Genomic DNA, 23,870 nt, shown 5'->3' on the forward strand with positions numbered 1-23,870 from the left:
CACGAAAGAAGAGAAGAAAGAAAGCGAAACGACAACAATTCGTCAGGTAACATTCCTTCGTGAGGCAACACGGCCGGACAAAATGATTGTCGCCGCCCAGACATTCATTCTTGACGCTGTTTCCGATCAACCCCTCAATGCTCGCAAAGTACCGCGAGGCGTTCAAACCGAGCCGAGCCAAGGACGATCCCACCGATGCAGAGTTGGCACTTGACCTTTTGCTTCGTCATCCTGATCGGTTCAGTGCACTTAATCCGCAGAGCGCTGATATGCGCTCTTTGCTGAGCTTGATTGAGCAGCGTCGCGAACTGGTCGGCGATAAGATTCGATTCACCAACCGACTGACCCATGCTCTGAAGCAGTACTATCCTCAAGCCTTGGAATGGTTTGAGGACATTGACACCATACAGTTCTGTGATTTCCTCACTCGCTGGCCCACGCTGCCAGCAGCCAAACGCGCGCGGAGGACGACCCTCGAAGACTTCTTCCATGCGCACAACTGTCGACGGGCCCAACTAATCGAGAGGCGTTTGGCGTCTATCCGGGGTGCTATGCCTATGACGGACGATCCCGGCGTTGTCGCACCCAATCGCTTGCTCGCGTTGATGTTGGTAGCTCAGCTACGGAAAGTGCTCGCAGCGATCGACGTGTTCGACAAGGAGATTGCGAGGATCGCACGCACACTGCCTGACTTCGACCTATTTGATAGTTTGCCTGGCGCCGGGCCGCATTTGACGCCGCGGCTGCTAGCCGCGTTTGGTGAGCAACGTGATCGCTACAACGGGGCGGAGGAACTGCAGAAGTACTCCGGCATTGCGCCAGTCACTGAGCGCAGCGGTAAGAAGCGCTGGGTGCATTGGCGCTGGCAATGCCCGACTTTCCTGCGGCAGACATTCGTCGAATGGGCGGGACAGACCATCAACAAATCGTCCTGGGCTGGGGCCTACTACCGCCAACAGCGGGCCAAGGGCAGTTCGTACCAAGCCGCCGTCCGCGCACTAGCATTCAAATGGATACGTATCCTGTACCGCTGCTGGCAGACAGGAACCAGGTACGACGAAGACCTGTACCTCAACGCCTTGAAGAGGCGTGGTTCGCCACTCATTGGGCAATGCGGCCCACGATCTTGAGCGAATGGGTTTCGATGGCCGGCACCGGTGGCTCTTCGCCCACGTGCAGGAACAGGTCCAGCACCGAGGCGCCCAGCGCCGTGCCCGCGGGCGGCAGGACCCAGTCCATGGTGGCGAGCTCGTGCCAGTCCAGCGCGCGCTTGCCCAGATGCCGAACATCCGTCACTCCACACCACAGGAGCCCCCTTGATGCCTGTCATCGATGTTCACACCCACATCTTCACAAAACCTTGGCTGGAGCTGCTCAAGCGCAAGGGCGGCCTCTACAACATCCAGCAGCGCCCCGACGGCCAGCACGAGGTATTCCGTGGCGACACGCCCGTGGTCATCCCACAGAAGGGGCACTTCGACTACGATCTACGCATCCAGCACATGGACGCGGCCGGCATCGACATCTCAGTCATGTCGCTGACTTGCCCCAATGTGTTCTGGGGCGACGAGGAAACCAGCTGCGAAGCGGCGCGTGAATCCAACGATTCGCTGGCGCAGGCGCAGGCGGCTCACCCGAGCCGGCTGCGCTGGTTCACCTCGCTGCCGTGGGAATACCCGCAGCGCGCGCTCGACGAGCTCAAGCGCACCTGCGACAACGGTGCGAGCGGCGTCATGGTGCTAGCCAACATCGCCGGCCGCAGCCTGACCGACCCGGCCTTCGCACCCATCTGGGCCGAAATCGACCGTCGCGCGCTGCCGGTGCTGGTGCACCCCACCGATCCGCCGGGCGCCGACCTGATGGACATGACCAAGTTCGACCTGAGCTGGTCCGTGGGCTTCATGTTCGACACCACGCTCGCCATCACGCGCATGATCTTCGAGGGCTTCTTCGACCAATACCCCAACCTCAAGATCATCGCCTCGCATGCGGGTGGCGCGTTGCCCTACCTGGCCGGCCGTTTCGGGAAGGGCCACGAGGTCGAGATCCCCCAGCGGCGCAAGATGCAGCGCACGCCCATCGACTACCTGCGCCACATCCACTACGACTGCATCTCGTACAGTCCGGCTTCGCTGGAGTTCCTGATCTCCGTCGTCGGCGCCGACCGCGTGATGTTCGGCACAGACTGGCCGCACCAGGTTCACGACACGCGCGGGTCCTTCGCCAATACCGAGCGGCTGTCCGCCGCGCAGCGCGACGCCGTGCGTTCGGGCAATGCCAAGCGAGTATTCGGCTTCTGATCGACTTCGGCTGACCAAGGAGACTCATCACCATGATGAAGCGACGCGTTTTCAATCGGGTTGCAACCATGGCGCTGGCCGCCGTGCTGCCCATGGGCGCCCTCGCCCAGGACAAGCCGCCCCTCAAGCTGCTGGTCGGCTTCGCGCCCGGCGGCTCGGTCGATGTCGTGGCGCGGCTGCTGGCCGAGCGCCTGCGCCTGCCGCTCGGCCAGCAGGTGGTCGTCGAGAACAAGCCCGGAGCTGGCGGTCGGCTGGTGCTTGGGGAAGTAAAGCGCGCGCCGGCCGACGGCAACACGCTGGTAATTTCGCCCAGCGGCGCGTTGGTGATTTCGCCATGGCTCTATAACCTCAACTACGACCCGGTGAAGGACTTCACGCCCATCGCGCGTGTGGTGACCTTCGACTTTGCGGTGACGGCGGGTCCGGTGGCGCCGTCCGGTGACATCCGCGCGGTGCTGAACTGGCTCAAGGCCAACCCGGCCCGCGCCAACTACGGCACTTCGGGCGCGGGTACCGTGCCCCACTTTGCGGGCGTGCTGCTGTCGCAGGCCTCAGGCGTGCCGCTCACGCACGTGGCCTACAAGGGCGGCGCGCCGGCGGTGTCCGATCTGCTGGGCGGACAGATTCCTATCATGGTGGACACGATATCGGAGACCATCGAGCATCACCGCGCGGGCCGCCTGCGCATCCTCGCGGTCACGGGTAACGCGCGATCGCCGGCGCTGCCCGACGTGCCCACGCTCAAGGAGTCCGGAATCGATGCCACAGCGGAGGCCTTCGTCGGCCTGTTCGCCCCGGCAGGCCTGCCGGCCGATAAGGTCAAGCGCCTGTCCGACGCGATCGCCGAAGTGCTCAAGGCGCCCGATCTCCAGGCGCGCGTCCGCGAGATCGGCCCGAATGCGAACTACGCCGGCCCGCAGCAACTCGGCGAGACCCAGGTCGCCGAGCTCAGGCGCTGGGAACGGCCCATCAAAGCATCGGGCTACAAGGCCGAGTGACGTTGCCGTCGACGCGGTGCTGCAGTTGTGCGAGCGCGAGGAAGAGGGCCGCCAGGCGCGAGTACCGCTCGGCGCTGACGAGAGACATGCCAGAGGAAATTCGCTCGGTGCTACTGCGTCAGTACGAGGGCATGCAGAATTATCACGAACGCATCCACGCCATGCGTGGCATGCAGATTCACTGACGCGCCGAATCACGCCTGATTGACCCGATCGCACCAGGCGGGCCGGAAGCCGGGAAGCTGCCGGCCCGCTTCTTATTTCGACGCTGGGTAGTGCCTCAGGCGGCCCGGCGAACCTCCGCCGCCACCCCGGCCAGCATGAGGTCGAGGTTCTGCACTGCCGCCCCCGAAGCACCCTTGCCGAGGTTGTCGAACACCGCTGCCAACAGCACCTGCCCGTGCTCGCGGTTGGCGAACACGCCCAGGCGCAGGGCGTTGGTGCCGTTCAGTGCCTGCGGGTCGAGGTGAGTGGCGGCGGCCGATTCGGCTAGCGGCATCACCTCGACATGGCGGGCGCCGGCGTAGTGGTCGAGCAGGCAGGCGTGCAGCCTGCCGACGTCCGTGCCGGATGCCAGCAGGTCCAACTCCAGCGCCACCGTCAGTACGATACCTTGCCGGAAGGCGCCGTAGGCCGGCACGAAGGCGGGGCGCCGTGCCAGGCCCGCGTGCTGCTGGATTTCAGGCGTGTGCTTGTGCGCCAGGCCCAGGCCATAGACCTGGAAGGGCAGGGCCCGGGTGGCCTGCGGTCCCTCGTAGGTATCGACGGCGGTGCGGCCGCCACCCGAATAGCCCGACACCGCGTGGATGGCGAGGGGGTAGTCGTGCGGCAGCAGGCCGGCCTCCACCAAGGGGCGCAGCAGGCCGATCGCCCCGGTGGGATAGCAGCCCGGATTGCTGACGCGCAGCGCGCCCGCGATGCGCTGCGCCTGGCCGGCGGCCATCTCCGGAAAGCCGTAGGTCCAGCCGGGCTGCGTGCGGTGTGCCGAACTGGAGTCGATCACACGCACTGCAGGGTTGACGATGGACGTCACCGCCTCGCGTGCGGCGGAGTCCGGCAGGCACAGGATGGCGATGTCGCAGCCGTTGATGGCGTCGGCGCGCGCGCGCGCATCCTTGCGCTGGCCGGCGGGCAGTGTCAGCAGGCGCAGATCGTCGCGTCCGCGGAGGCGTTCGTGGATCTGCAGGCCGGTGGTGCCCTGGTCGCCGTCGATGAAAACAAGAGGGTAGCGCATGGGATGGATCCTTGGACGTGGCGTGAAAGTGGCGGCCCCGGCCGGTGCAGCATCAGCTCTGCGTTGGTGCGGCCGGTTACAGGAAGCGCCATCTTGCGCCACCGGATAGAATCGAAGAAGTTGAATTTCATGACGATGAAATTCATGTTTCCTGAACGATATCCTCGTCAGCAGATACGCCCTTAACCGGAGTTCCGCCCCATGCGCGAGATCAGCCTGGACCGCCTGCGTACCCTCGTCGCCATCGCCGATCTGGGTTCCTTCGCCGAAGCTGCGCGCGCGTTGCACTTGGCTCCGCCCACCGTCAGCCTTCACATTGCCGAGCTGGAAGCCCGCGTCGGTGCGGTACTGCTGACGCGTAGGCGCGGCGAGGTGCGTCCGTCGTCCATTGGCGAGACACTGGTCGATCGCGCCCGCCGCCTGCTGGCCGATGCCGACCTTGCGCTGGACGACGTGCAGCGTCAGGTGCAGGGGTTGACCGGCCGCGTGCGCCTCGGCGCCTCGACCGGGGCCATCGCCCACCTGCTGCCGCAGGCGCTGGCCATGCTGGCGGAGCGGCATCCCGATATCGACGTGCAGGTGGCCGTGCTTACCTCGCAGGAGACGCTGGCGCGGCTGGCCGCCGGCACGCTGGAGGTCGGTCTGGTGGCACTACCACAGGCGCGCGTGGCGGGGCTGACCATCCGCCCTTGGCGGCGCGATCCGGTACGGGCTTTCCTGCCAGCGAGTTGGCCCTGCCCGGCGCGCATCACGCCGGCCTGGCTGGCAACGCGCCCGCTGATCCTGAATGACGGCACCACGCGCCTGTCGCGCCTGACCGCCGAGTGGTTCGCCAGCGGTGGCCACAGGCCGGCGCCGCGTATTCAGCTCAACTACAACGACGCCATCAAGAGCCTGGTGGCGGCCGGCTATGGCGCGGCCCTGCTGCCACACGAGGTCACCACGCCGGCGCCGGATGCGCGCGTAGTGATGCGGCCGCTGCGGCCGGCGTTGTGGCGGCGACTGGGGTTGGCGCACAGCGGGGAACGGGTAGAACGTGCCACGGAATACGTACTGGAGGCCCTGTGGGCGCTGCGGGCGGGGTAGCGCCATTGGCCTGCGCTATCGGTGCTGCGGCGCCGAGGGTAGGCGTGCAGCCAGCCTGGGCTGCTAGCGACGGGCGGCATAAGCGCCGTGCCGTTTCGGACTAGAATCCTCTGAGGAGGTGTCAGTCATGTCCGCTATCAAGCGCATCGATCCGGGCCATTCCGCCTATCAGGCCGCGCCGCACAGGACGACCCGCTACCCTGCGGAGCACGTCACGTTGACGGCTGACTCCAGGAAGAGGCTGCGCCCCAGTGTGCCGCATCGAAAGGTCGGGCGCGGCAAGGTCGGCGTCGGCGGCAAGTAGGCACCTGCAACCGTCGCTGAAAGCGAACAGGATGTCGTCGATGGCGGCATCGCCGTTGCCGTGGTGATCTGCCCGGGAGCCGATCCAATAGGGCGTGACAAGCCATCACACCGGACGCAACGCCTGCAGCATGATGTCGGCCAGGCGTTGTGATACCTCGGACGCGGGCCCCGGCGCGCGCAGCAGCATCAGGGGCATCTTGCCGAGCGGCGGCAATCCTTCGGCAGCCCCAAGCTGCCGCAGCGATGCCGGCAAGCCGTAGGGCGTGCGGACTACCAACCCAAGTCCGGCTGCCGCTGCGGCCCACAGGCCGCCAAGGTTGGGGCTGGTGAACGAGACGCGCCAGGGAATTCCGGCGCGGTCCAATGCCGCCGTGGCGGCATCGTGGAAATGGCAGGGCCGGTCGAACGCCGCCAGTGGTATCGGCTCGCCAGGTACGATGTGCCACGGCAGCGCAGCCGGTCCGACCCAGCACATCGGTGGTTCGCCGACCACGGCGATATCGGCGCCGGGTTCTCTTGCCGTCCGAGCGCCATCCGCGCTACCCCAGACCAGCGCGAGATCCAGCGTCCGCGCCTGGATGCGGGCGAACAAATCGTGATTGCGCGCCACCATGGCTTCGACCCGGACCTTCGGATGTGCTCGCGCAAACCGCCCCAACACCTCTGGCAACATTGCCTCGCCGAACTCTTCCTGCAGTCCCAATCGCACGCCGCCGGACAGGTCCACCCCTCGCACGGCCGCGGCAGCTTCGTCGTTCAGGGCAACCATTCTGCGCGCGTAACCAAGCAGCAGACTCCCCGCCTCAGTGAGTTCCAGGGTCCTGCCGGCCTTGCGAAACAGCGGCGTGCCGGCCATGTCCTCGAGCTTGTGAATCTGCGCACTGACGGCCGAAGTGGAGCGGCCGACCTGCTCTGCAGCGCGCGCGAAGCTGCCGAGGTCGATGCCGGCGATCAAGCTGCGCAGCGCGGCAATATCAAGATTCGACGCCATGGCAATCGTGCGGAAAAACGAAACAATTGGTCCAAAACTTTCTGATTTTCAAGACGAATATTGGTTGCAATACTGACGCTCTGTCAACTGCCTTATCGGAGGGCCGTCGTGGCCGAGTCCGTCTGTTTTCCCCGCCCTGGTGGTAATTCCCTCGCCGCCTCCGCCGCTTCGCATCGCTGGAAAGTGTTGGGCGTCGGCGTTGCCGCGAACGCCAGCTTCATCGCTGCAGCCAACGGTTTGCCCGCCACCGCGGTGTGGCTGCGCAGCGCCTATCAGATCGACAACGGGGGGCTTGGCCTGCTGCTTGGTGCGTTGGGCATCGGCGCCGCGTTGTCCGAACTGCCATGGGGCGCAGCGGCCGACCGGTGGGGCGACCGTCGCGTCCTGCTGTACGGGCTCGGCGCGACCGCTGTCATACTGGCCGTGATGGCACTGTTTCTGGCCCCAAGGCCGGATCGCGTGCCGCCCTTGCCGGTGGCGATGGCCTGCATGGCGCTGCTGGGACTGGCGGGCGGCAGCGTCAACGGGGCCAGCGGGCGGGCGGTGATGCGATGGTTCGCCGAAGGCGAGCGCGGCCTGGCGATGAGTATCCGCCAGACGGCGGTGCCCCTGGGCGGCGCGCTAGGAGCGCTCGTGTTGCCGTGGCTGGCTTTTGCCATGGGCTTTCGCTGGGTGTACGCAGTCCTGGCCGCGCTCTGCTTTGCCTCTGCCTGGCTGACTTGGCGATGGCTGCACGAACCCACGCATCTCGCTTCCCCCACGTCGGCACAACGCCATGCGCACGACAATGCCAGCCCGTTGCGCAGCCTGCGGGTCTGGTGCATTGCCGTGGCCATCGGCATCCTGTGCGCACCCCAATTCGCGGTTTTGAGCTTCGCCTCGGTGTTCCTGCACGATGCGGCCCATGTGGGTGTGTCGGGCATCGCCGCCACCCTTTGCGCTGTGCAGCTTGGCGCGATGGCGATGCGGATCTGGAGCGGCCGCCATACCGATCGGCGTGGCAACCGCCGTGTATGGCTGCGCCATTGCACGCTGATCGCCGCGCTGATGTTCGTGCCGCTGGCCCTCTGCGCGGCGGTCGGGCAGAGTGTTCCTGCGACGCTGACCATGGTCGCGGTCGTGCTGGCTGGCATCGCGGTTTCGGCCTGGCATGGGGTTGCCTACACCGAACTGGCGACGCAGGCGGGCGCGGAGCGGGCGGGTACGGCCCTCGGCCTGGCCAATACGCTGGTCTTTGCCGCGTACTTCGCTGCCCCTGCGGCGATTCCGCTACTGCTCGATCGCGGCGGCTGGGCCGGCGTCTGGCTCCTGGCGGGGGCCTGCGCGGCGACGGCGTGGCCGCTTTTTCCCCGGGCTGGCGATCGTCCCAGCAACTGACCGACGTTTCCAGTCACTGCTTCAACCGGCGAGCAGCTTCCCATTTATAAGCATGTGCAGGGTTCTGACAAGGAGAACCACGATCGCGATGCTCAGCATGGCGAGGAGGAGGATCGCAATCACCGTCACGGGCCAGGCCTGGGCGAACATCGAGTATTTCAGCGCGGCACTCGCGAGGGCCGCCATCGGAAAGCTGATGGCCCACCAACCGGAAGCGAACGGAATTCCCTTGCGAAAGACTTTAGGCGCCAGCGTAAGGAATATGAAGAGGCCGAAGTAGAACAGCAAGCCGGAGAAAGTGTCGACGCGTTGCGTAAAGTTGGTGTAGGCGAGAAAGCCCACTTCGAAGGGTGCCATCAGGATCAACAGGGAAGGAACCATGCCGGCGGGCAGGGGCTCGTGATGAATCATTCGCGACATGATCATCGTAAAGAACAAGAGGGCAATCATTGTCCCAACGGCCAGTGCGAACATGTTGACTTCATGGGCCCACGGCATTGGCATGCTTCCACCTGCAACCGCGATATCCAAAGTGGCGACCCCGGGGATAAACCAGGCAGGAACCGCGTGTGCAGCGTCAATCTTGCCCTGCAGCAGCCGGCTCGCAATCGTGAAACAGAGCGCGATCGTCGCAATTGTGCCCACTATCCAGATGACTTCGGCGAGCGGCTGGCTAAGTTGAGCAACGACCGAGGAGAGCAGCAGGATAGCGATCGTGATCGTGCCGAAGAAGTTGCCAGCGACGGGATGTCGGAACTCGCCGCGGACCGCGTCCGGATGTTGGGTTGCCTTGACGAGATACCCCGCGCTCAGCGCCAGGAACACGACGATAGCGAGGATCCCGGCTGCCGCGGATATCAGTGGCGTTACCCCAAATTCCTGGCTGGCCTGGCGCCACGCGATCGAGAGCCCGGCAATGCCCATCACGGACGCAAACAGGTTGACGGGCAAGTTTTTGATGGAAGCGTTCCGTTGCAAAGCCTGCGGTTGGGTACTCGATAGTGTTGACACAGCACATTCTCCAGACTCTCGACGCGTTCGCCGAGGAATGCCTGGATAGTAGGCGCTCCCACCCAGAAAGATAATCTGCCATCATCAAGAATCACCCTCCCAAAAAATGAGAACGTGGCCGATCGTTTCGAATCCATGTCGATTCTGGTGGCCGTGGTCGACGCAGGCAGTTTTTCTGCAGCTGCCCGGCAGCTCGAGATTCCGCTTGCAACGGTCAGCCGCAAGGTCGCAGAACTGGAGTCACACCTGAAAACCCGACTCCTGCATCGCTCCACCCGGCAACTTGCGCTCACAGAAGCCGGACAGTCCTATGTCGCCGCGTGCCGGCGCATTCTCGATGAAGTTGGAGAAGCAGAGCGTGCCGCATCGGGGGAATACGCGGCGCCTAAAGGTGAACTTGTCATGACGGCGCCCATTGTCTTCGGACGCTTGCACTTGTTGCCGGTGGTCGCGGAATTCCTCAAGACTTACCCGGACATCGATGTGCGGATGGTGCTGACCGACCGTGTGATGCATCTTCTTGAAGAGCAAGTCGACGTCGCAGTGCGGATCGCTGAACTACCCGACAGCAGTTTCATAGCGACGCGGATTGGCACAACGCGTCGGGTGGTATGCGCGAGCCCAGCCTACTTCGATGAACATGGCACGCCGACGAACCCCCTTGAGCTAACCGGCCATGCATGCATCACCATGGATCAGATTGCATCCAGGCAAGTCTGGACTTTCCTGTCCGGCAAGGCGGAGGTGGAGGTGCCCATCCGCTCGCGGCTTGTCGTGAGCACTGCCGAAGCCGCAATCGACGCGGCGGTGGCCGGGGTCGGCCTCACTCGCGTGCTGTCCTACCAGATGGCGGACGCGATCCGTGCCGGTGCGGTCAAGACCACGCTCGAAGCGTTCGAGCCAGCGCCGTGGCCCATCAGCCTGGTTCACCCTGGACAGGGGATTCTGCCGCTGAAGTTGCGCGCATTTCTTGATTTCGCCGGGCCACGATTGAAGGCTCGGTTGAAGGAACTAGGCGTCTAATGGGCTTATGCTTTGCTCGGGGCCCGCAGATATCCAGGTCACCGCCTCGGGCGTACCGAGCCGGGCACGCCAGGGCATGGACGGCGAGTTGTCACGAGCGACCGGTAGATCCACCGACTACTATTAGACGTCGACAACTTGGTAACGAAGACGAACGTCCGATTGGTGCTTCAGGAGACGACCGCTGAGCCGGCACGCCCGTATCTACCGGTAGCCTAGTGTGAGGCTCGCATGGATGAGGCAGGACGCATGCAAGGTTCGATCGAACTGTATGGAGCATTGACTGGCAACTGTATCCGTGCCGCGATCGCGCTTGACGAGGCGGACATCCCCTATACGGTCACGCGGGTCAATCTGGCTGCGGGTGAACAGCGCAGCGAGCAACATCGTGTCCTGAATGCTTTCGGCAAGGTTCCGGTACTTGTCGAGTACCGGAACGGCGGCAATTTCGTGTTGACGCAGTCGAATGCCATCATGCTGTTTGCGGCCGAGCGCTCCAGGAACAAGCTCCTGCCCGCCGATCCGGTGGCACGCGCCAAGGTCTATGAGCGTTTTTTCTATTTTCTGACTGACGTGATCGCGGTAAGTCACTGTGCGTTCCGGCTTGAGCAGATCGGCGCAGGCGCTCACGCCTCGCACATCCATGAACTGGCAAGAGCCTCACTCATCGAAGCGGAGCAATTCCTGACGTCGACAGAGTTCATGGCTGGCGATACGTTTTCGCTTGCCGACATTGCGGCATTCACCATCGCAAGTACCTTCAGCGGCAATATTCAGTGGTCGGATCACCCGGCCCTTATGCGGTGGTTTCAGACAGCCGCACAACGTCCCGCCGTAGTGAAGGGACTGAAGGCATTCGAATAAGGATTCACTTGCGGCCCTATCTTCCTGCCCGCGGCGCAGCAGAAGCGCCGCAGGGGTAACTTTTTTCTGCCGAAAAGTCCACCGGCACCCCGCAATTCTCTTCCTTGACTTCCATTTAGATGTTACATACCATCTAAATAAGATGGTTAGCGACCACACACAAAGGTACGGAGAAAGGTGATGCGGAAATCAAAGGTTGAAACAGCGGATACCCGCCGACGCATTGTGGAGGTCGCGGCGCGAGAGTTCCGGATCCATGGCATCCAGGCGACGGGATTGAACAACGTGATGTCGCCGTTAGGCCTCACGCAGGGCGGTTTTTATCGGCATTTCTCTTCGAAGGATCAACTGATCGCAGAAGCGTGTTCCCAGGCGATGACCGAGGTCATCGACGGGCTGGAAGCCGCCGCGCGAGATAGCGATGCGGACAACGGATTTGCCGCCGTCGTCAATGCCTATGTGTCTGAGCACCACCGCGACACACGGACAGGCGGATGTCCGCTGGCGGCTATGGGGAGCGAACTCGCCAGGGCTGATGCGCAGACGCGGGCGGCAGCCACGCAAGGTTTTGAAGAGCTGGTCGATGTACTGGCGAAGCGAATGGACGGCAAGTCGCCAAAGGCGGCAAGGTCCTCGGCTGTGTTCGCAGCGGCGGCCATGATTGGGGCCGTAACGATGTCAAGAGTCGTTGAAGATTCCGACGCTTCAGCGGCGATTCTGGAGGATGTGAAGCAGCACCTCGGGGCGATGTAAACCTGTCGGACACATTCACAGATTGGGGCAATACATGGAACGGCGCAAATATCTCATCACTGGCGCCACCGGCAAGACCGGGATCTACACCACCCGATTTCTGCTCAACGCTGGGCACGCGGTTCGCGCGTTCGTACACCAGGAAGATGAGCGCAGCGCTGCGCTGCGCAATGAAGGCGCCGAGATCTTCGTGGGTGACCTTCTCGAGCATGACGACGTGATTCGCGCCATGGAAGGCGTTGCGGGAGCGTATCTCTGCTATCCGGTTCGCCCGGGCTACATTCAGGCCACCTCATACTTTGCCGATGCCGCAAAGCGCGCCGGCGTAGACGTCGTCATCGAGATGTCGCAAATCTCGGCGCGGGACGATTCGGAGAGCCATGCCGCCCGCGACCACTGGATCGCCGAGCGCGTGCTCGACTGGTCCGGTGTGCCGGCCGTCCATATTCGCCCGACCTACTTCTCCGAATGGCTGACTTTTCCGTGGGTACTCGACCCTCTCGTGCAGGAAGGAAAGATCACGTTGCCCTATGGTGCCGGTCGTCATGCACCGATTGCCGCCGAGGACCAAGCCCGTCTGATCGCAAATATCCTTGCTGAGCCTTCGAATCATATCGGCAAGACCTACTCCCTCTTTGGTCCTGTCGAGCTGAACCAGCAAGAAATCGCCGATGAGATTGGCAAGGTGCTGGGACGCAAGATCACCTATGCGCCGTCGACCCTTGAGCAATATCGTGAGCATCTGGAGAAGTACAACCTGCCGGAATTCGTGATCCAGCATTTCCTGGCTACCGCGGTCGACTATCAGAACGGCATCTTCTCCGGTACTGACGGCGTCATCAAGGAGATCACGGGCAAGGCGCCGCAGACGGTCGCTGAATTTGTAGAGGCCAATCGCGAGGTCTTCGAAGCATAAACTCGACCCGGAGCTGGAGCCCACACAATCCATTCATTGTGTGGGCGCCTGCTCGCGCATGCGACGGGCTTCATCGCGCAGGAACTGCTGGTAATCGTCCAGATCGCCGTCGAAGGGCTCGACGCCGCCCTTGGTGACCAGCCAGAACTCGTCACATACGGCGCGCAGCAGGGCCCGGTCGTGACTGACCAGCATCACTGTGCCTTCGAATTCGTTGAGCGCCATGCCTAGCGCTTCGCGGGTGGCCAGGTCGAGGTGGTTGGTAGGCTCGTCGAGCAGCAGCAGGTTAGGACGCTGCCACACGATCATGCACAACACGAGCCGCGCCTTCTCGCCGCCGCTCATCGTGCTAACCGCCTGATGGACCATGTCGCCACTGAAGTTGAAGGTGCCGAGGAAGGTGCGAAGCGATTGTTCGGTGCCACTCTGGCCGGGAGCGCGCATGTGCGCCGGCGTGTCCTTGGCAAGGCGGATCATGTGTTCCATCGGCGTGTCGAGCGGGCGCAGCACGTCGAGTTCCTGCTGTGCGAAGTAGCCGATATTCAGGCCTTTGCCTTCGCTGATTTCGCCGGCAATCGGCGCCAGCGCGTGCGCCACCGTCTTCACCAGCGTGGACTTGCCTTGGCCGTTGGCACCGAGAATGCCGATGCGCTGCCCGGCCAGCACGGAACGGTTGATGCCCCGCACGATGACCGTGGGCGGCGTGCCCGGCAGCGCGCCGGTCGGCGCCGGGTAGCCGAAGCTCGCGTCCAGCATCGACAACAGCGGGTTCGGAACGTTGAGCGGCTCCTTGAACTCGAAGTTGAACTCTGCGTCGGCAAGTACCGGTGCGATCTTCTCCATGCGTTCGAGCGCCTTGACCCGGCTCTGCGCCTGCTTCGCCTTCGAGGCCTTGGCCTTGAAACGGTCGATGAATTTCTGCAGGTGGGCGATCTTGTCCGCCTGCTTGGCCATCGCGGCCTGCTGCAGTACGAGTTGCTCAGCGCGCATGTCTTCGAACTTGCTGTAGTTGCCGCCATAACGCACGAGCTTGGCGTTGTCGACGTGCACCGTCACCTGCGTCACCGCGTCGAGGAATTCGCGGTCGTGGCTGATCACTACCAGGGTTCCTTGATAGCGCTTGAGCCAGGCTTCCAGCCAGACCAGCGCGTCGAGGTCGAGGTGATTGGTCGGCTCGTCGAGCAGCAGCAGGTTCGACGGGCACATGAGCGCGCGTGCCAGTTGCAGTCGCATGCGCCAGCCGCCAGAGAAACTGTTGACCGGCTGACTAAGCTGCGCAGCACTGAAGCCAAGGCCGAGGATCAGCGCTTGGGCACGTGCGGGGGCATCGTGCGCACCGGCGTCGTGCAGGTCCATGTAGGCGTGCGCCATGCGCATACCGTCGTCGCTGACCTCGGCGGCGGCTACTTCGGCCTGCGCGGCCAACAGCACGGTATCCCCCTCGACTACGAAGTCGGTCGCGCTCTGCTCGGTCTCCGGCATCTCCTGCGCGACCTGGCCCATCTTCCATGCAGCGGGAATCGAGAACTCGCCGCTGTCTTCGTGCAGCGTGCCGTTGAGAAGGCCGAAGAAGGATGACTTGCCGGCGCCATTTCGGCCGACAAGGCCAATCTTTTCGCCGGGGTTGAAGGTGACGGACGCGCGGTCGAGTACGACATTGACGCCGCGACGCAGCGTGACATTACGGACGGAAATCATAGGGAGCTACTTCAGAGAGGATTCGCATGATAGCCGACCGGACGTGCAGGGCTGTCTCTTTTTTTGGCCGCGCGCGTGAAGAGCCGTTTGCGCTTTGCGGCGCACACCGGCCACAAGGCGAGGCAGTCCCTGGCGCACCCGGCGTTCCGGCCGAGTACGGTGAAATCTGGCGGGTTCTGCGTGCGAAGTTCCCCCCGGCTATCGCCAGCCACAGTGCCGTTCAGGATTTCTACTTTGGGCCTGATTTCCTGCTGCGCCGCCACGACTATGAGCTAGAAGTGTCTGGTGGCTTGGCGGCGGCCCAGTATGTGCATGACTTCGTCGCAAGTGGATTTCCGGCCAGCAAAGAGCGGGTTGAGCGGCTCATGCGCGACAACGGCATCCGGGCCCGGCACAAACGGCGCTACAAGGTGACGACGGACTCGAAGCACAAGCTGCCCGTTGCAGAGAATCTACTGGCACGCAGCTTCACGCCGACGGCGCCGAACCAGGTGCTGGCGGAATATGGCATGCGCTGCTCGATGAGCCGCAAAGGAAATTGTCAGGACAACGCCCCTACGGAGAGCTTCTTCAATAGCCTGAAGAACGAGCGAGTACACGCCACGCGCTACCGAACGCACCAGGAAGCAATGGCGGACTTGTTCGAATACATCGAAGTGTTCTATAGCCGCAATCGCCGTCATTCATCGCTGGGCTTTGTATCACCGGTTCAGTTCCTGCAAAACTGGCTCAAGGCTCAACAGACCGAGGATGCGGCTGCATAACCGGCGGCCTCTGGAAGGCCAAAAACAGAGGGAAGCTCAGTTCAACTTGAAGCCTGCCGGCAGGAATACCGACGAATGGTGTATTGCTATGTATCAGGAATGGCAAGCGATACCTTCCCATACAACATCACCACAACGGTCGACCGGCGTGTGATGAAATGTGGAGACTGTCCTCAAACTGCGCGCGATCGCTCTGCATGGCCCGCGCATCGAGGCAACCCATCTGCGAAAAAGGATATGTCATGCGCTCCAACCTGAAATACCTTTCGACGGCCGCGATTGCGGCGACACTCTGCATTGGCGCATCCGCGCAAACAGCACAGGATGCCGTGCGGCCACCTGCCATTCTTCCGCTCAGCGGCGAGCCAGCGCCCAAGCTGATAGCGTACCCGGCACTTGCCGAGCCGCTTGCGCGCGGCGTAGTCATCGTCCAATTCCGGACGGAGAATTTCCGCGTCATGCCGGTATTTGGCAAGCCAGCAGTCGATATCTCGCCACGCATCGGGCATTTGCACGTAACAGTGGACGACGTTCGTGGCACTTGGGCACATACCAGTGAAGACCCGATCATCGTCGTCGGGCTCACGCCGGGGCCGCACAAGCTTCGGCTAGAGTTGGCTGATCCGAGCCACAAGATCCTGGCTACCGAGGTGGTCGCCGTCACGGTCCCAGATCTGAGAGTTTCGAAACCGCATGAGCATTGATGTATTGCGCGCCCGCCTCTCTCAGGCGGGCGCGCGGACTGCTTCAATGACGAATCTGCTTTAATTCACCTAACGTAAACTCTCAGCCGCGAGCTCCATCTCCATTGTTCTGATGGCGCTCAGGCCGAAACCGCCCCAGCGCCCTTGCAACGAAGATGCTTACGGGTTGCCAAGCCATGCATCGCGCTTTAGAGCCCGAGTCAGCGAGCACGCCAAGCGCACATGCGCGACCCATGGAATCCTGATGGGTGTTGACGGCGCCGCCGCATGCACTGCTGTGATTCCGCCACTTGGTGCCAGGATAGCGGCTGCTACTGTTTCGACGTCTTGTTGACGATTGATCCTGCCCATACCGGTGGCCGCCGTTCGCGCCAAGGACATGCCGCTTCCAATTGTGCGGCCAGACGGAACAGCGTGTCCTCCCGCCCGAAGCCAGACATAAAATGCGAGCCGATTGGCAGATCCGCTTGAGGGTCGATGGAAAGCGGCACTGACATTGCTGGCGTTCCCGTCACGTTCGATAACGCGGTAAACGGTGACTGGCTAAAAACGTGCGCGATCCAGCCAAGCCCATCGACCGATGTTTCCACCCGGTTGTATTCACCAATCCGAGGCGGAAGTCCGGGTAACGTCGGTGTCAGCAGAATGTCGTAGTCGCCGAAGAACCGACCCAGCGCCCGTGTGACCGTATTTCTGACCTGCAATGCCGACAGGAGCTCTACGGCGCCAATCTCAATGCCGTATCGATAGAGCGCGAGCGTTGCAGGTTCAAGGTGTTTTTCATCCACAGTTCGTCCGGTGGCTGCGGCAATGCCGTTGATCCGGAGCGCTGCGTTGGCAGCCCAGATTTTCGCGTTGCATTGCACAAAGGCGTCCCAGCTCACACCCAAGTCTGGCGCTACTTCATGGACATGATGACCCAAGGACTCGAGTGTCCTGGCCACCTTGCTCAAGGCATCAGCAACCCCCGTGTCAGCACGCGCGGCACTGAATGGATTCATCATGAACCCGATCTTCAGGTTTCCCGGCTGCTGCCGGATCTCCGACAGATAGCTGTCTTTGGGTGGGGCAATGTAGTAGGGCTCGCCCACGCCGCCGCCGTGGATGCCATCAAGCAGCGCTGCACTGTCGCGCACAGTTCGACTCACGGCAAAATGCACGCCCAGACCATTCCATACTTCGTCCACGTGGGGCCCGTTCGACACGCGTCCCCTGGTCGGCTTCAGACCGAACAGCCCGTTGCAGGAGGCCGGCACCCGTATCGATCCGCCTCCGTCCGTCGCATGCGCAATCGGAACGATACCGGCGGCCACCGCCGCTCCTGCACCGCCGCTCGATCCGCCCGCGCCATGCTGCAGACTCCAGGGATTTCTCGTCGGGCCGTACAGCACGGGTTCCGTCGTCGTGCTAACTGCCAGTTCCGGCATGGCAGTTCGCCCGAGCGTAATCAGGCCTGCCTGACGGAAGCTCGTCATCACGTACGAGTCTTCCTTTGCGACGGTTCCCATCGCCAGGCGACTGCACATTTCGCTCCTGCGTCCCTGCATGGTGACGCCGAGATCCTTGAGGAGAAACGGCACGCCGCCGAGCGGTCTCGGATCGGCGCTCACGATGCCAGCTGACTGTATCTCCACCTCTTCGGGCCAGTAATCGAGCACAGCATTTACCTGGGGATTGACGGCCTCGATGGCAGCCAATGCGGCTTGCGCCACTTCCATTGCGGTCACTTCTCGCGTGGCGATGAGATGATGCAGCCCCATGCCGTCAAGGGCGGTGTATTCGGCGAGCTTCATGTGGACGTTCTCATTCAGGGACATCGGGAGGGCGCGCATCGCAAGGGCTGCGCACCTGTCTGGTCTGACCGCAGGCAACGAAAGACGTTTGTCCCGCATGGCCCCCCGGGGACTTCATAGTCGAGTGCCTACAGGCATGTGTGATCAATGGCCAGAGGAGCTTACTTAGCTTGACCCACACTGGCCGGCAATGACTCGTGGCGAAGCGCAGTATCGCCCCCGGGCTTCAGCCGCAGGAACAGGATGATGAATGCACACATCAGCAACATCGCTGCCATCAGCAGGAACCCGGGGTAGATGCTGCCGGTCACGGATTTCGACCAGCCGATGATGCTTGGGCCGAAGAAGCCGCCAGACAGGCCAATCGTATTGATCAGGGCAATGGCTCCCGCTCGTGCGTTGCCCTTGATGTACGCGGGCGGGACGGCCCAGAAGACGATGTTGGCCATCCACATCAGGCCGGTGGCGACGCTAACGCATACCAGTGTCACTGCGAGATTGCCGTCGGCGAGGTACCAGCCAATGAAGCAAAGACTGCTTATGGCAGCCGGCAGGGCGATGTGGATTCGACGCTCCTGACGCCTGTCGGAGCTGCGGCCGCCGAAGAAGATGGCAAACGCCGCTGCCACATAAGGAATGGCCGCATACCAACCGAGGGTCTGTGTGCTGGTGACACCGGCGGATTTGATGATTGTCGGCAGCCAGAAGCTCAAGGCGTAGATCGGCGCGATGATGCACAGATAGGCTACCGCCAGGACATACACCTTGGGATCACGCAGTACCATGAGAAACGATTCGTGCCGCCGGTCTGCAGCCGTGTTCGTTTCCGCAGCCAGCGCGCGTTTCTCCGTGTCGTTGAGCCATTTCGCATTGGATGGATCATCGACCAGCAGAAAGTAGGCCGCGACGCCAAGCACGAGGGTGGGGGCGCCTTCAATGAGAAACATCCATTGCCAACCGGCGAGGCTGGCCGTACCGGCGAAAGCCGTCATGATCCACGCCGACAGCGGACCTCCAACAATTCCGCTGAAAGGACCCGCAAGCCAAACTATCGAAATTGCGCCGGCGATGCGGCTCGAACCATACCAGCGCGACAGGTAGAAGAGGACGCCCGGCGCGAAGCCGGCTTCGAAGACGCCCAGCAGAAAGCGCAGGGCGTAGAACACCGGAACGCTATTGACGAACACCATGCACATCGAGGTGATACCCCAGAGCACCATGATGCGGCTGAAGGTAAGCCGGGCGCCAACCCTGGGCAGCAAGAGATTGCTTGGCACCTCGAACAAGACATAGCCCACGAAAAATATTCCTGCCCCGATGCCGTAGGCGGCGTCGGAGAAGCCGAGGTCGCTCTGCATCTGAAGCTTCGCAAAGCCTACATTGACTCTGTCCAGATAAGCGAACATGAAGCCAATGAACAGCAGCGGCAGCAGGCGTATATCTACCTTTCGATAGAGGGACGCACCGTCCCTCCTGCTCCCTGAAATTTGGTCCTTCTGAGACACAGACCTCTCCTTTGGTTGGTGTGCATAGCGTCGCCACGGTGCGCGTCGGCGCCGGCATCCGTGGTCGAAATGGTTTTGGCGTTACTGCATGGCAACTTCGCTTTGTGTCGACCGACACTTCGCGGTGGTCGCGCGTCCGATGGCTGCCCGTGTGCCGTCAGTCCGAAATCGATGTGGGCAGTTGGAACTGCTTATAGTGGTTCGGACATGATCGCAAGCATGGCGTCGCAGAGGACCTGCGCCCCAGCCGCGACATCGACTTCGCGCGCGTTCTCGGCCTCGTTGTGGCTGATGCCCTTCTCGCAAGGCACGAAAATCATTCCGGTGGGAATATGTTGTGCGGTGTACTTGGCGTCGTGGGTCGCGCCGGAAACGATGTTCAGGAATTTCATGGCCCGACCACCAGCAGCTTTGCGCACGGTTGCCACCACGCGATCGTCGAACGTTATCGGTGTGGACCTCAACAGAACCTTCGCTGACACCGGGCAGCCTTCAATCTCGCCGGAGCAAAGCTGAAGGATCGTCTCGCCGGCACGCAGGAGGGAATCGGGGTCGGGATGCCGCAGATCGATATTGAATGTCACCCTGCCTGGCACGGTGTTGGGCGATCCCGGATAAACCTCCAGCCTTCCGACGGTGAAGCGCAGGATATCCTCGGGGTCGTCTATCGCGGCGCGAAGGCATCCGATGAGCGTGGTGGCGGCCACCAACGCGTCTTTGCGATGCCGCAGCGGCGTCGTGCCCGCGTGGGCCTCGGCGCCTAGCAGTTGGATCTCGTAGGCATGAAGCCCTTGAATGCCCGTGACAATGCCCACATCGCATGCCTGGTTCTCGAGCACGGGGCCCTGCTCGATGTGGGCTTCGATATAGGCAAAGCCGCTCATGCCAAGCGGGCGCTTCTCCAGAACCGGCAGCTCGGCGACCTGGGCCGTCAATGCGCTTTCCACATCGATCCCGTTGACGTCCTTGATTGCCAATGCATCGGTCAGCGGCAGCGCGCCGGCCGCAACGGCGGAGCCCATCGTGGGGGGGGGGAACCTTGAGCCCTCCTCGTTCATCCACACAACGAGCTCGATCGGGCGTTCGGTCTCCATGCCGTGATCGTCAAGTGTCTCGAGTACCTCGAAACCTGCAAGCACGCCGTAGACACCGTCGAACCTGCCTCCGGTCGGTTGGGAGTCAAGATGAGAACCCGTCAATACCGGGCTGAGGCCCGGATTCCTTCCGGGGCGGCGGATGAACAGATTGCCGATCGGGTCGATCGAGGTCTGATAGCCACGCCTGGATGCCCACTGGAGCAATAACATCTTGCCCTGGGTGTCTTCTGCGGTGAGCGCCTGGCGGTTGACGCCGCCTTTGGCCGTGGCGCCGATCCTTGCCATGGCGTTGACATGTTCCCAGAGCCGCGGGCTGTTGATGCGGGGACCGACGGGGGTAAGAGAGGAGGAAGGAGTGGGGGCGTTCATCTGGCTACTTGCCTTGTTGCGTCGCTTCGCATGAGCAACGGGTTGCCGCGTTGAAAGTTGTCGCGCGGATATTAAGAGTTCATCTGCGTGCACTGTTTGGTTCGATCTGATGCCTCAGTCCAGTTCGACGCAGACTTCGATCTCCACGCAGGCCCCCAGCGGAATCTGCGCGACACCGAATGCCGACCGCGCATGCTTACCGGCATCGCCGAACACGTCGACGAACAGCTCCGATGCGCCGTTGGTGACCAGATGCTGCCCGGTGAAGTCGGGCGTTGAATTGACCAGGCTCATGACCTTGACGATGCGTTTGACGCGATTCAGATCGCCGGTGTGGGCCTGAAGCGTCGACAGCAGATCGATCGCGACCGCACGGGCCGCGGCGCGTCCCTCGTCCGTCGACATCGTGGCGCCGAGCTTGCCAACCCACACGTTGCCGTTCTTCTTCGCAATGTGGCCGGAGAGGTAGACAAGGTTGCCGCTCTGCGCACTCATTACGTATGCGGCAGCCGGCGCGCCTGCAGGGGACAGCTCGATGTCGAGTGCTTTCAGTCTTTGGTGGATATCGTGTGATTGCATGATGTTTGTCGATGGAGGGCAATATGGCTGGCGCCACGGGGAGTCATCGCGAGTCATGTGGCGCCAGCAGACCGGTTTCAGTCCGGCATCGGCTCGCGGCCGAAGGCTTCGAGTTCGCGCGCCAGGGACTGCGCGGCCAGTTCGACCAGTGCGCGGCCTTTCTCGCGCGTTGCCAGGCCTGGATCGGAACCGATGCGTCCGTCCGGGAAGCGGGCACGGAAGTCGAGGGCTTCGCGGATCGGGCCGGTCGGGGCAATGGGCGGCGCATAGTCGGCCGACTTGATCGAATCGGGGAAGGCGTACTGCGTGATAGCAATTTCCGAAGGCGTAGCATGCGCGCCGTGGCCGGTCGGGAACTGGTCTCGTGCCAGTTCGCCCACCCCTGCGAGATCCCACCAGTTGCAGAGCTTCAGTGCGAAGCCGGCACGACGACGCGCAAAGCTTGCTTCGGCGTACAACTCGGAGAACGCGGCATCGATCGACGAGACATTGCCGCCATGGCCGTTCAGGAACAGGATTTTTTCGAAACCATGTACCACCAGCGAGCGGGTCCAGTCGCCGATCGCGGCGATGAATGTGGACGGGCGCAGCGAGATGGTGCCGGGAAAGCCGAGGTGATGCTGCGCCATGCCGATGTTAAACGTGGGGGCCACGAGGATATCGGCGGATTTTTCCGCTTCACGCGCAATGATTTCGGGACAGAGCCAGTCCGTGCCCAGCAGCCCTGTGGGACCGTGCTGTTCGTTGGAGCCTATCGGCACGACGATCGTGCGGCTGCGCTTGAGGAACTGCTCGATTTCGGACCAGGTGGAGAGATGTAGAAGCATGACGACTCCTTGTTACCGCTTCGCGGGAAGCTTGTTGGCGAGGATGATCAGTGCGGCGATGATTGGCAGCGCGGCCAGGATCAGCACACCGAGGTGAAGGTTGCCGGTGGCGGTCTTGGCCCACCCGATGATGGCCGGGCCCCAGAAGCCGCCCGATAGCCCGATCGTGTTGATCAGTGCGATGCCGCCTGCAGCCGCCGGGCCCTTGATGTATTCGGAGGGCATGGCCCAGAACACCGTGTAGGCCATCCACAGCGCGCAGGTACCGAGCGTGAGCAACACTAGCGATGCCGCAAGATTGCCGTCGACGAGGATGGACGCAGCGAGCAGCAATCCGCCTACGGTTGCGGGCACGGCACTGTGGAAACGGCGCTCCCCGACCCGGTCCGAGCGGCGGCCCATGTAGTACATGCCGAAGGCCGCGGCGACATAGGGCAGGGCCGAGTACCAGCCGAGTTGCACGGTGTCGTTCACGCCCTGGGCCTTGATGAAGGTCGGCAGCCAGAAGCTGATCGCATAGATCGCGGCGATGATGCAGAAGTACGCCAGGGCCAGCACATAGACCCGGACATCGCGAGCCACGGCCAGGAAGGAATGATTGTGCGCCGCGCTGGATCCGATTTCGTTGGCGAGCTGGCGTTTTTCCTGCTCGGTCAGCCAGGCGGCGTCGGCGGGACGGTTTGGCACGAAATACAGGGCGAGCGCGCCGAGCACGATGCAGGGCAGGCCTTCGACCAGGAACATCCATTGCCAGCCGGCCAGGCCACCGGTGCCTGACAGCGCGGTGATCAGCCATGCCGAGACCGGGCCGCCGACAATGCCGCCGAGCGGGCCGGCAAGGAACACGATCGCAATGGCGCGCGCCATGCGCTGAGGCCCGTACCAGCAGGACAGGTAGTAGATCATGCCCGGGGCAAAGCCTGCTTCGAAGATGCCGAGCAGGAAACGCATGGCGTAGAACATCGGCACGTTGCGCACGAACAGCATGCAGGCCGAGGTGATGCCCCAGAGCACGAGGATGCGGCTGAAGGTCTTGCGTGCGCCGATGCGCGGCAGCATCAGGTTGCTCGGTATCTCGAACAGCACGTAGCCGATAAAGAAGATCCCCGCGCCCACGCCATATGCGGCATCGGAGAAGCCGAGGTCGCCTTGCATCTGAAGCTTCGCAAAGCCGATGTTGACGCGATCGAGGTAGGCGAACAGGTAGCAGATCAGCAGGAAGGGCAGAAGTCGCCAGTTGATCTTGTTGTAGAGGGTTGAGGCGCCGTCTACTGCGCTTTCGCTCGGGATCACCAGCATGCCTGTCTCCAATGTCTTTTATGTGGGTACCGCGTGGATGGATCGGATAGTGGCAGCGGCAAGGGCAATCACCAACAGCAACCATGTCCACACTTCGTTGTCTTCCGGGCAACGCATCGGGTATGGTGTGAGTCTGTCATTGGCCAAGTGGATGATTCGACATGCGTGAAATCAATCAGCAGCGGCTGCGCTACTTCCGCGAAGTGCTTGAGCAAGGCACCATTCGCGGGGCTGCGGAGAGTCTCAACACATCGCCATCGGTGATCACCCGGCAGATCCGGTTGCTCGAGGACGAACTTGGCACGACGCTGTTCGAGCGACAGGCGCGTGGCGTCAGGCCGACCGAGGCCGCCGCGCATCTGCTTGAGTTCTGGCG

22 protein-coding genes and 2 pseudogenes are annotated in these 23,870 nt (G+C 62.6%); 13 read left to right on the forward strand and 11 right to left on the reverse strand.

Annotated features, from left to right (window positions below; all coding sequences use genetic code 11):
• Positions 1 to 98: 98 nt before the first annotated feature.
• Positions 99 to 1,130: pseudogene (locus tag AC3WL8_RS37400) on the forward strand (IS110 family transposase); the annotation flags it as partial.
• Here the strand turns inward: AC3WL8_RS37400 and AC3WL8_RS37405 are convergent.
• Positions 1,102 to 1,296 carry a hypothetical protein gene (locus AC3WL8_RS37405; protein ID WP_492380003.1) on the reverse strand — a complete coding sequence of 65 codons (195 nt, stop codon included), beginning with the start codon at positions 1,294 to 1,296 and terminating at the stop codon, positions 1,102 to 1,104. The pseudogene AC3WL8_RS37400 and the gene AC3WL8_RS37405 sit on opposite strands and share 29 nt — an antisense overlap.
• A 23-nt stretch (positions 1,297 to 1,319) precedes the next feature.
• Here AC3WL8_RS37405 and AC3WL8_RS37410 point away from each other — a divergent pair, with 23 nt between their 5' ends.
• Complete coding sequence (locus AC3WL8_RS37410; RefSeq protein ID WP_492380004.1) at positions 1,320 to 2,300, forward strand: amidohydrolase family protein; 981 nt, start codon at positions 1,320 to 1,322, stop codon at positions 2,298 to 2,300.
• Between the two features lie 32 nt (positions 2,301 to 2,332).
• A complete protein-coding gene (locus AC3WL8_RS37415; RefSeq protein ID WP_211979616.1) occupies positions 2,333 to 3,298 on the forward strand; it encodes a Bug family tripartite tricarboxylate transporter substrate binding protein in 966 nt (321 codons plus the stop codon).
• A gap of 280 nt (positions 3,299 to 3,578) precedes the next feature.
• Here the strand turns inward: AC3WL8_RS37415 and argC are convergent, their stop codons facing one another.
• Positions 3,579 to 4,532 carry an N-acetyl-gamma-glutamyl-phosphate reductase gene (gene argC, locus AC3WL8_RS37420; protein WP_211979617.1) on the reverse strand — a complete coding sequence of 318 codons (954 nt, stop codon included), beginning with the start codon at positions 4,530 to 4,532 and terminating at the stop codon, positions 3,579 to 3,581.
• A gap of 201 nt (positions 4,533 to 4,733) precedes the next feature.
• On the opposite strand from argC, the gene AC3WL8_RS37425 reads away from it, so the two are divergent.
• Both AC3WL8_RS37425 and AC3WL8_RS37430 read left to right on the forward strand, forming a co-directional pair.
• On the forward strand, positions 4,734 to 5,618 hold the full coding sequence (locus tag AC3WL8_RS37425) for a LysR family transcriptional regulator (RefSeq protein ID WP_013952059.1): 885 nt from the start codon (positions 4,734 to 4,736) through the stop codon (positions 5,616 to 5,618).
• A gap of 127 nt (positions 5,619 to 5,745) precedes the next feature.
• Positions 5,746 to 5,922 (forward strand): hypothetical protein, encoded by a 177-nt coding sequence (locus tag AC3WL8_RS37430; RefSeq protein WP_211979618.1) that lies wholly within the window; start codon positions 5,746 to 5,748, stop codon positions 5,920 to 5,922.
• A gap of 105 nt (positions 5,923 to 6,027) precedes the next feature.
• Here the strand turns inward: AC3WL8_RS37430 and AC3WL8_RS37435 are convergent, their stop codons facing one another.
• The gene (locus AC3WL8_RS37435; RefSeq protein WP_211979619.1) at positions 6,028 to 6,915 is read right to left on the reverse strand and encodes a LysR substrate-binding domain-containing protein; all 888 of its coding nucleotides are present in this window, start codon (positions 6,913 to 6,915) and stop codon (positions 6,028 to 6,030) included.
• Positions 6,916 to 7,023: 108 nt separating this feature from the next.
• On the opposite strand from AC3WL8_RS37435, the gene AC3WL8_RS37440 reads away from it, so the two are divergent.
• Positions 7,024 to 8,292, forward strand: a complete 1,269-nt coding sequence (locus AC3WL8_RS37440; RefSeq protein ID WP_211979620.1) for an MFS transporter — start codon at positions 7,024 to 7,026, stop codon at positions 8,290 to 8,292.
• 21 nt (positions 8,293 to 8,313) lie between these two features.
• On the opposite strand, the gene AC3WL8_RS37445 is transcribed toward AC3WL8_RS37440, so the two are convergent.
• Complete coding sequence (locus AC3WL8_RS37445) at positions 8,314 to 9,303, reverse strand: SLAC1 anion channel family protein (protein ID WP_492380005.1); 990 nt, start codon at positions 9,301 to 9,303, stop codon at positions 8,314 to 8,316.
• Positions 9,304 to 9,438: 135 nt separating this feature from the next.
• Between AC3WL8_RS37445 and AC3WL8_RS37450 the strand changes: the two genes are divergently transcribed.
• The 4 genes from AC3WL8_RS37450 (at position 9,439) to AC3WL8_RS37465 (ending at position 12,859) form a co-directional block, all read left to right on the forward strand.
• A complete protein-coding gene (locus AC3WL8_RS37450) occupies positions 9,439 to 10,326 on the forward strand; it encodes a LysR substrate-binding domain-containing protein (protein WP_041228532.1) in 888 nt (295 codons plus the stop codon).
• A gap of 249 nt (positions 10,327 to 10,575) precedes the next feature.
• A complete protein-coding gene (locus tag AC3WL8_RS37455; RefSeq protein ID WP_249221161.1) occupies positions 10,576 to 11,190 on the forward strand; it encodes a glutathione S-transferase family protein in 615 nt (204 codons plus the stop codon).
• 180 nt (positions 11,191 to 11,370) lie between these two features.
• Entirely contained in the window at positions 11,371 to 11,943 is a 573-nt protein-coding gene (locus tag AC3WL8_RS37460; RefSeq protein ID WP_041228534.1) for a TetR/AcrR family transcriptional regulator, read from the forward strand.
• A 34-nt stretch (positions 11,944 to 11,977) separates the two neighbouring features.
• Complete coding sequence (locus tag AC3WL8_RS37465) at positions 11,978 to 12,859, forward strand: NmrA family NAD(P)-binding protein (protein WP_211979622.1); 882 nt, start codon at positions 11,978 to 11,980, stop codon at positions 12,857 to 12,859.
• A 33-nt stretch (positions 12,860 to 12,892) separates the two neighbouring features.
• Here AC3WL8_RS37465 and AC3WL8_RS37470 read toward each other — a convergent pair whose 3' ends face one another.
• Positions 12,893 to 14,557 carry an ABC-F family ATP-binding cassette domain-containing protein gene (locus AC3WL8_RS37470; RefSeq protein WP_013952069.1) on the reverse strand — a complete coding sequence of 555 codons (1,665 nt, stop codon included), beginning with the start codon at positions 14,555 to 14,557 and terminating at the stop codon, positions 12,893 to 12,895.
• Positions 14,558 to 14,832: 275 nt separating this feature from the next.
• Here AC3WL8_RS37470 and AC3WL8_RS37475 point away from each other — a divergent pair.
• Together AC3WL8_RS37475 and AC3WL8_RS37480 are read left to right on the forward strand one after the other, a co-directional pair.
• A pseudogene (locus AC3WL8_RS37475) lies at positions 14,833 to 15,321 on the forward strand (IS3 family transposase); the annotation flags it as partial.
• Between the two features lie 242 nt (positions 15,322 to 15,563).
• A complete protein-coding gene (locus AC3WL8_RS37480) occupies positions 15,564 to 16,025 on the forward strand; it encodes a DUF6130 family protein (RefSeq protein ID WP_153954757.1) in 462 nt (153 codons plus the stop codon).
• 311 nt (positions 16,026 to 16,336) lie between these two features.
• Here AC3WL8_RS37480 and AC3WL8_RS37485 read toward each other — a convergent pair whose 3' ends face one another.
• The 6 genes from AC3WL8_RS37485 to AC3WL8_RS37510 form a co-directional block, all read right to left on the reverse strand.
• The gene (locus tag AC3WL8_RS37485) at positions 16,337 to 17,818 is read right to left on the reverse strand and encodes an amidase (protein ID WP_041228786.1); all 1,482 of its coding nucleotides are present in this window, start codon (positions 17,816 to 17,818) and stop codon (positions 16,337 to 16,339) included.
• Between the two features lie 161 nt (positions 17,819 to 17,979).
• Positions 17,980 to 19,323 (reverse strand): MFS transporter, encoded by a 1,344-nt coding sequence (locus tag AC3WL8_RS37490; protein WP_013952073.1) that lies wholly within the window; start codon positions 19,321 to 19,323, stop codon positions 17,980 to 17,982.
• A gap of 191 nt (positions 19,324 to 19,514) precedes the next feature.
• Positions 19,515 to 20,789 (reverse strand): M20 family metallo-hydrolase, encoded by a 1,275-nt coding sequence (locus tag AC3WL8_RS37495; protein WP_211979624.1) that lies wholly within the window; start codon positions 20,787 to 20,789, stop codon positions 19,515 to 19,517.
• Positions 20,790 to 20,903: 114 nt separating this feature from the next.
• Positions 20,904 to 21,368 (reverse strand): RidA family protein, encoded by a 465-nt coding sequence (locus tag AC3WL8_RS37500; RefSeq protein ID WP_041228535.1) that lies wholly within the window; start codon positions 21,366 to 21,368, stop codon positions 20,904 to 20,906.
• A 77-nt stretch (positions 21,369 to 21,445) separates the two neighbouring features.
• Entirely contained in the window at positions 21,446 to 22,195 is a 750-nt protein-coding gene (locus AC3WL8_RS37505; RefSeq protein ID WP_013952076.1) for a creatininase family protein, read from the reverse strand.
• A 12-nt stretch (positions 22,196 to 22,207) separates the two neighbouring features.
• Positions 22,208 to 23,494, reverse strand: coding sequence for an MFS transporter (locus tag AC3WL8_RS37510; RefSeq protein ID WP_211979626.1), 1,287 nt, complete (start codon positions 23,492 to 23,494; stop codon positions 22,208 to 22,210).
• A gap of 161 nt (positions 23,495 to 23,655) precedes the next feature.
• On the opposite strand from AC3WL8_RS37510, the gene AC3WL8_RS37515 reads away from it, so the two are divergent.
• Positions 23,656 to 23,870 (forward strand): LysR family transcriptional regulator (locus tag AC3WL8_RS37515; RefSeq protein ID WP_492380006.1); only part of this gene is annotated, 215 nt, incomplete at its 3' end.

It is taken from the genome of Cupriavidus sp. FW305-F7 (genome assembly GCF_058782875.1).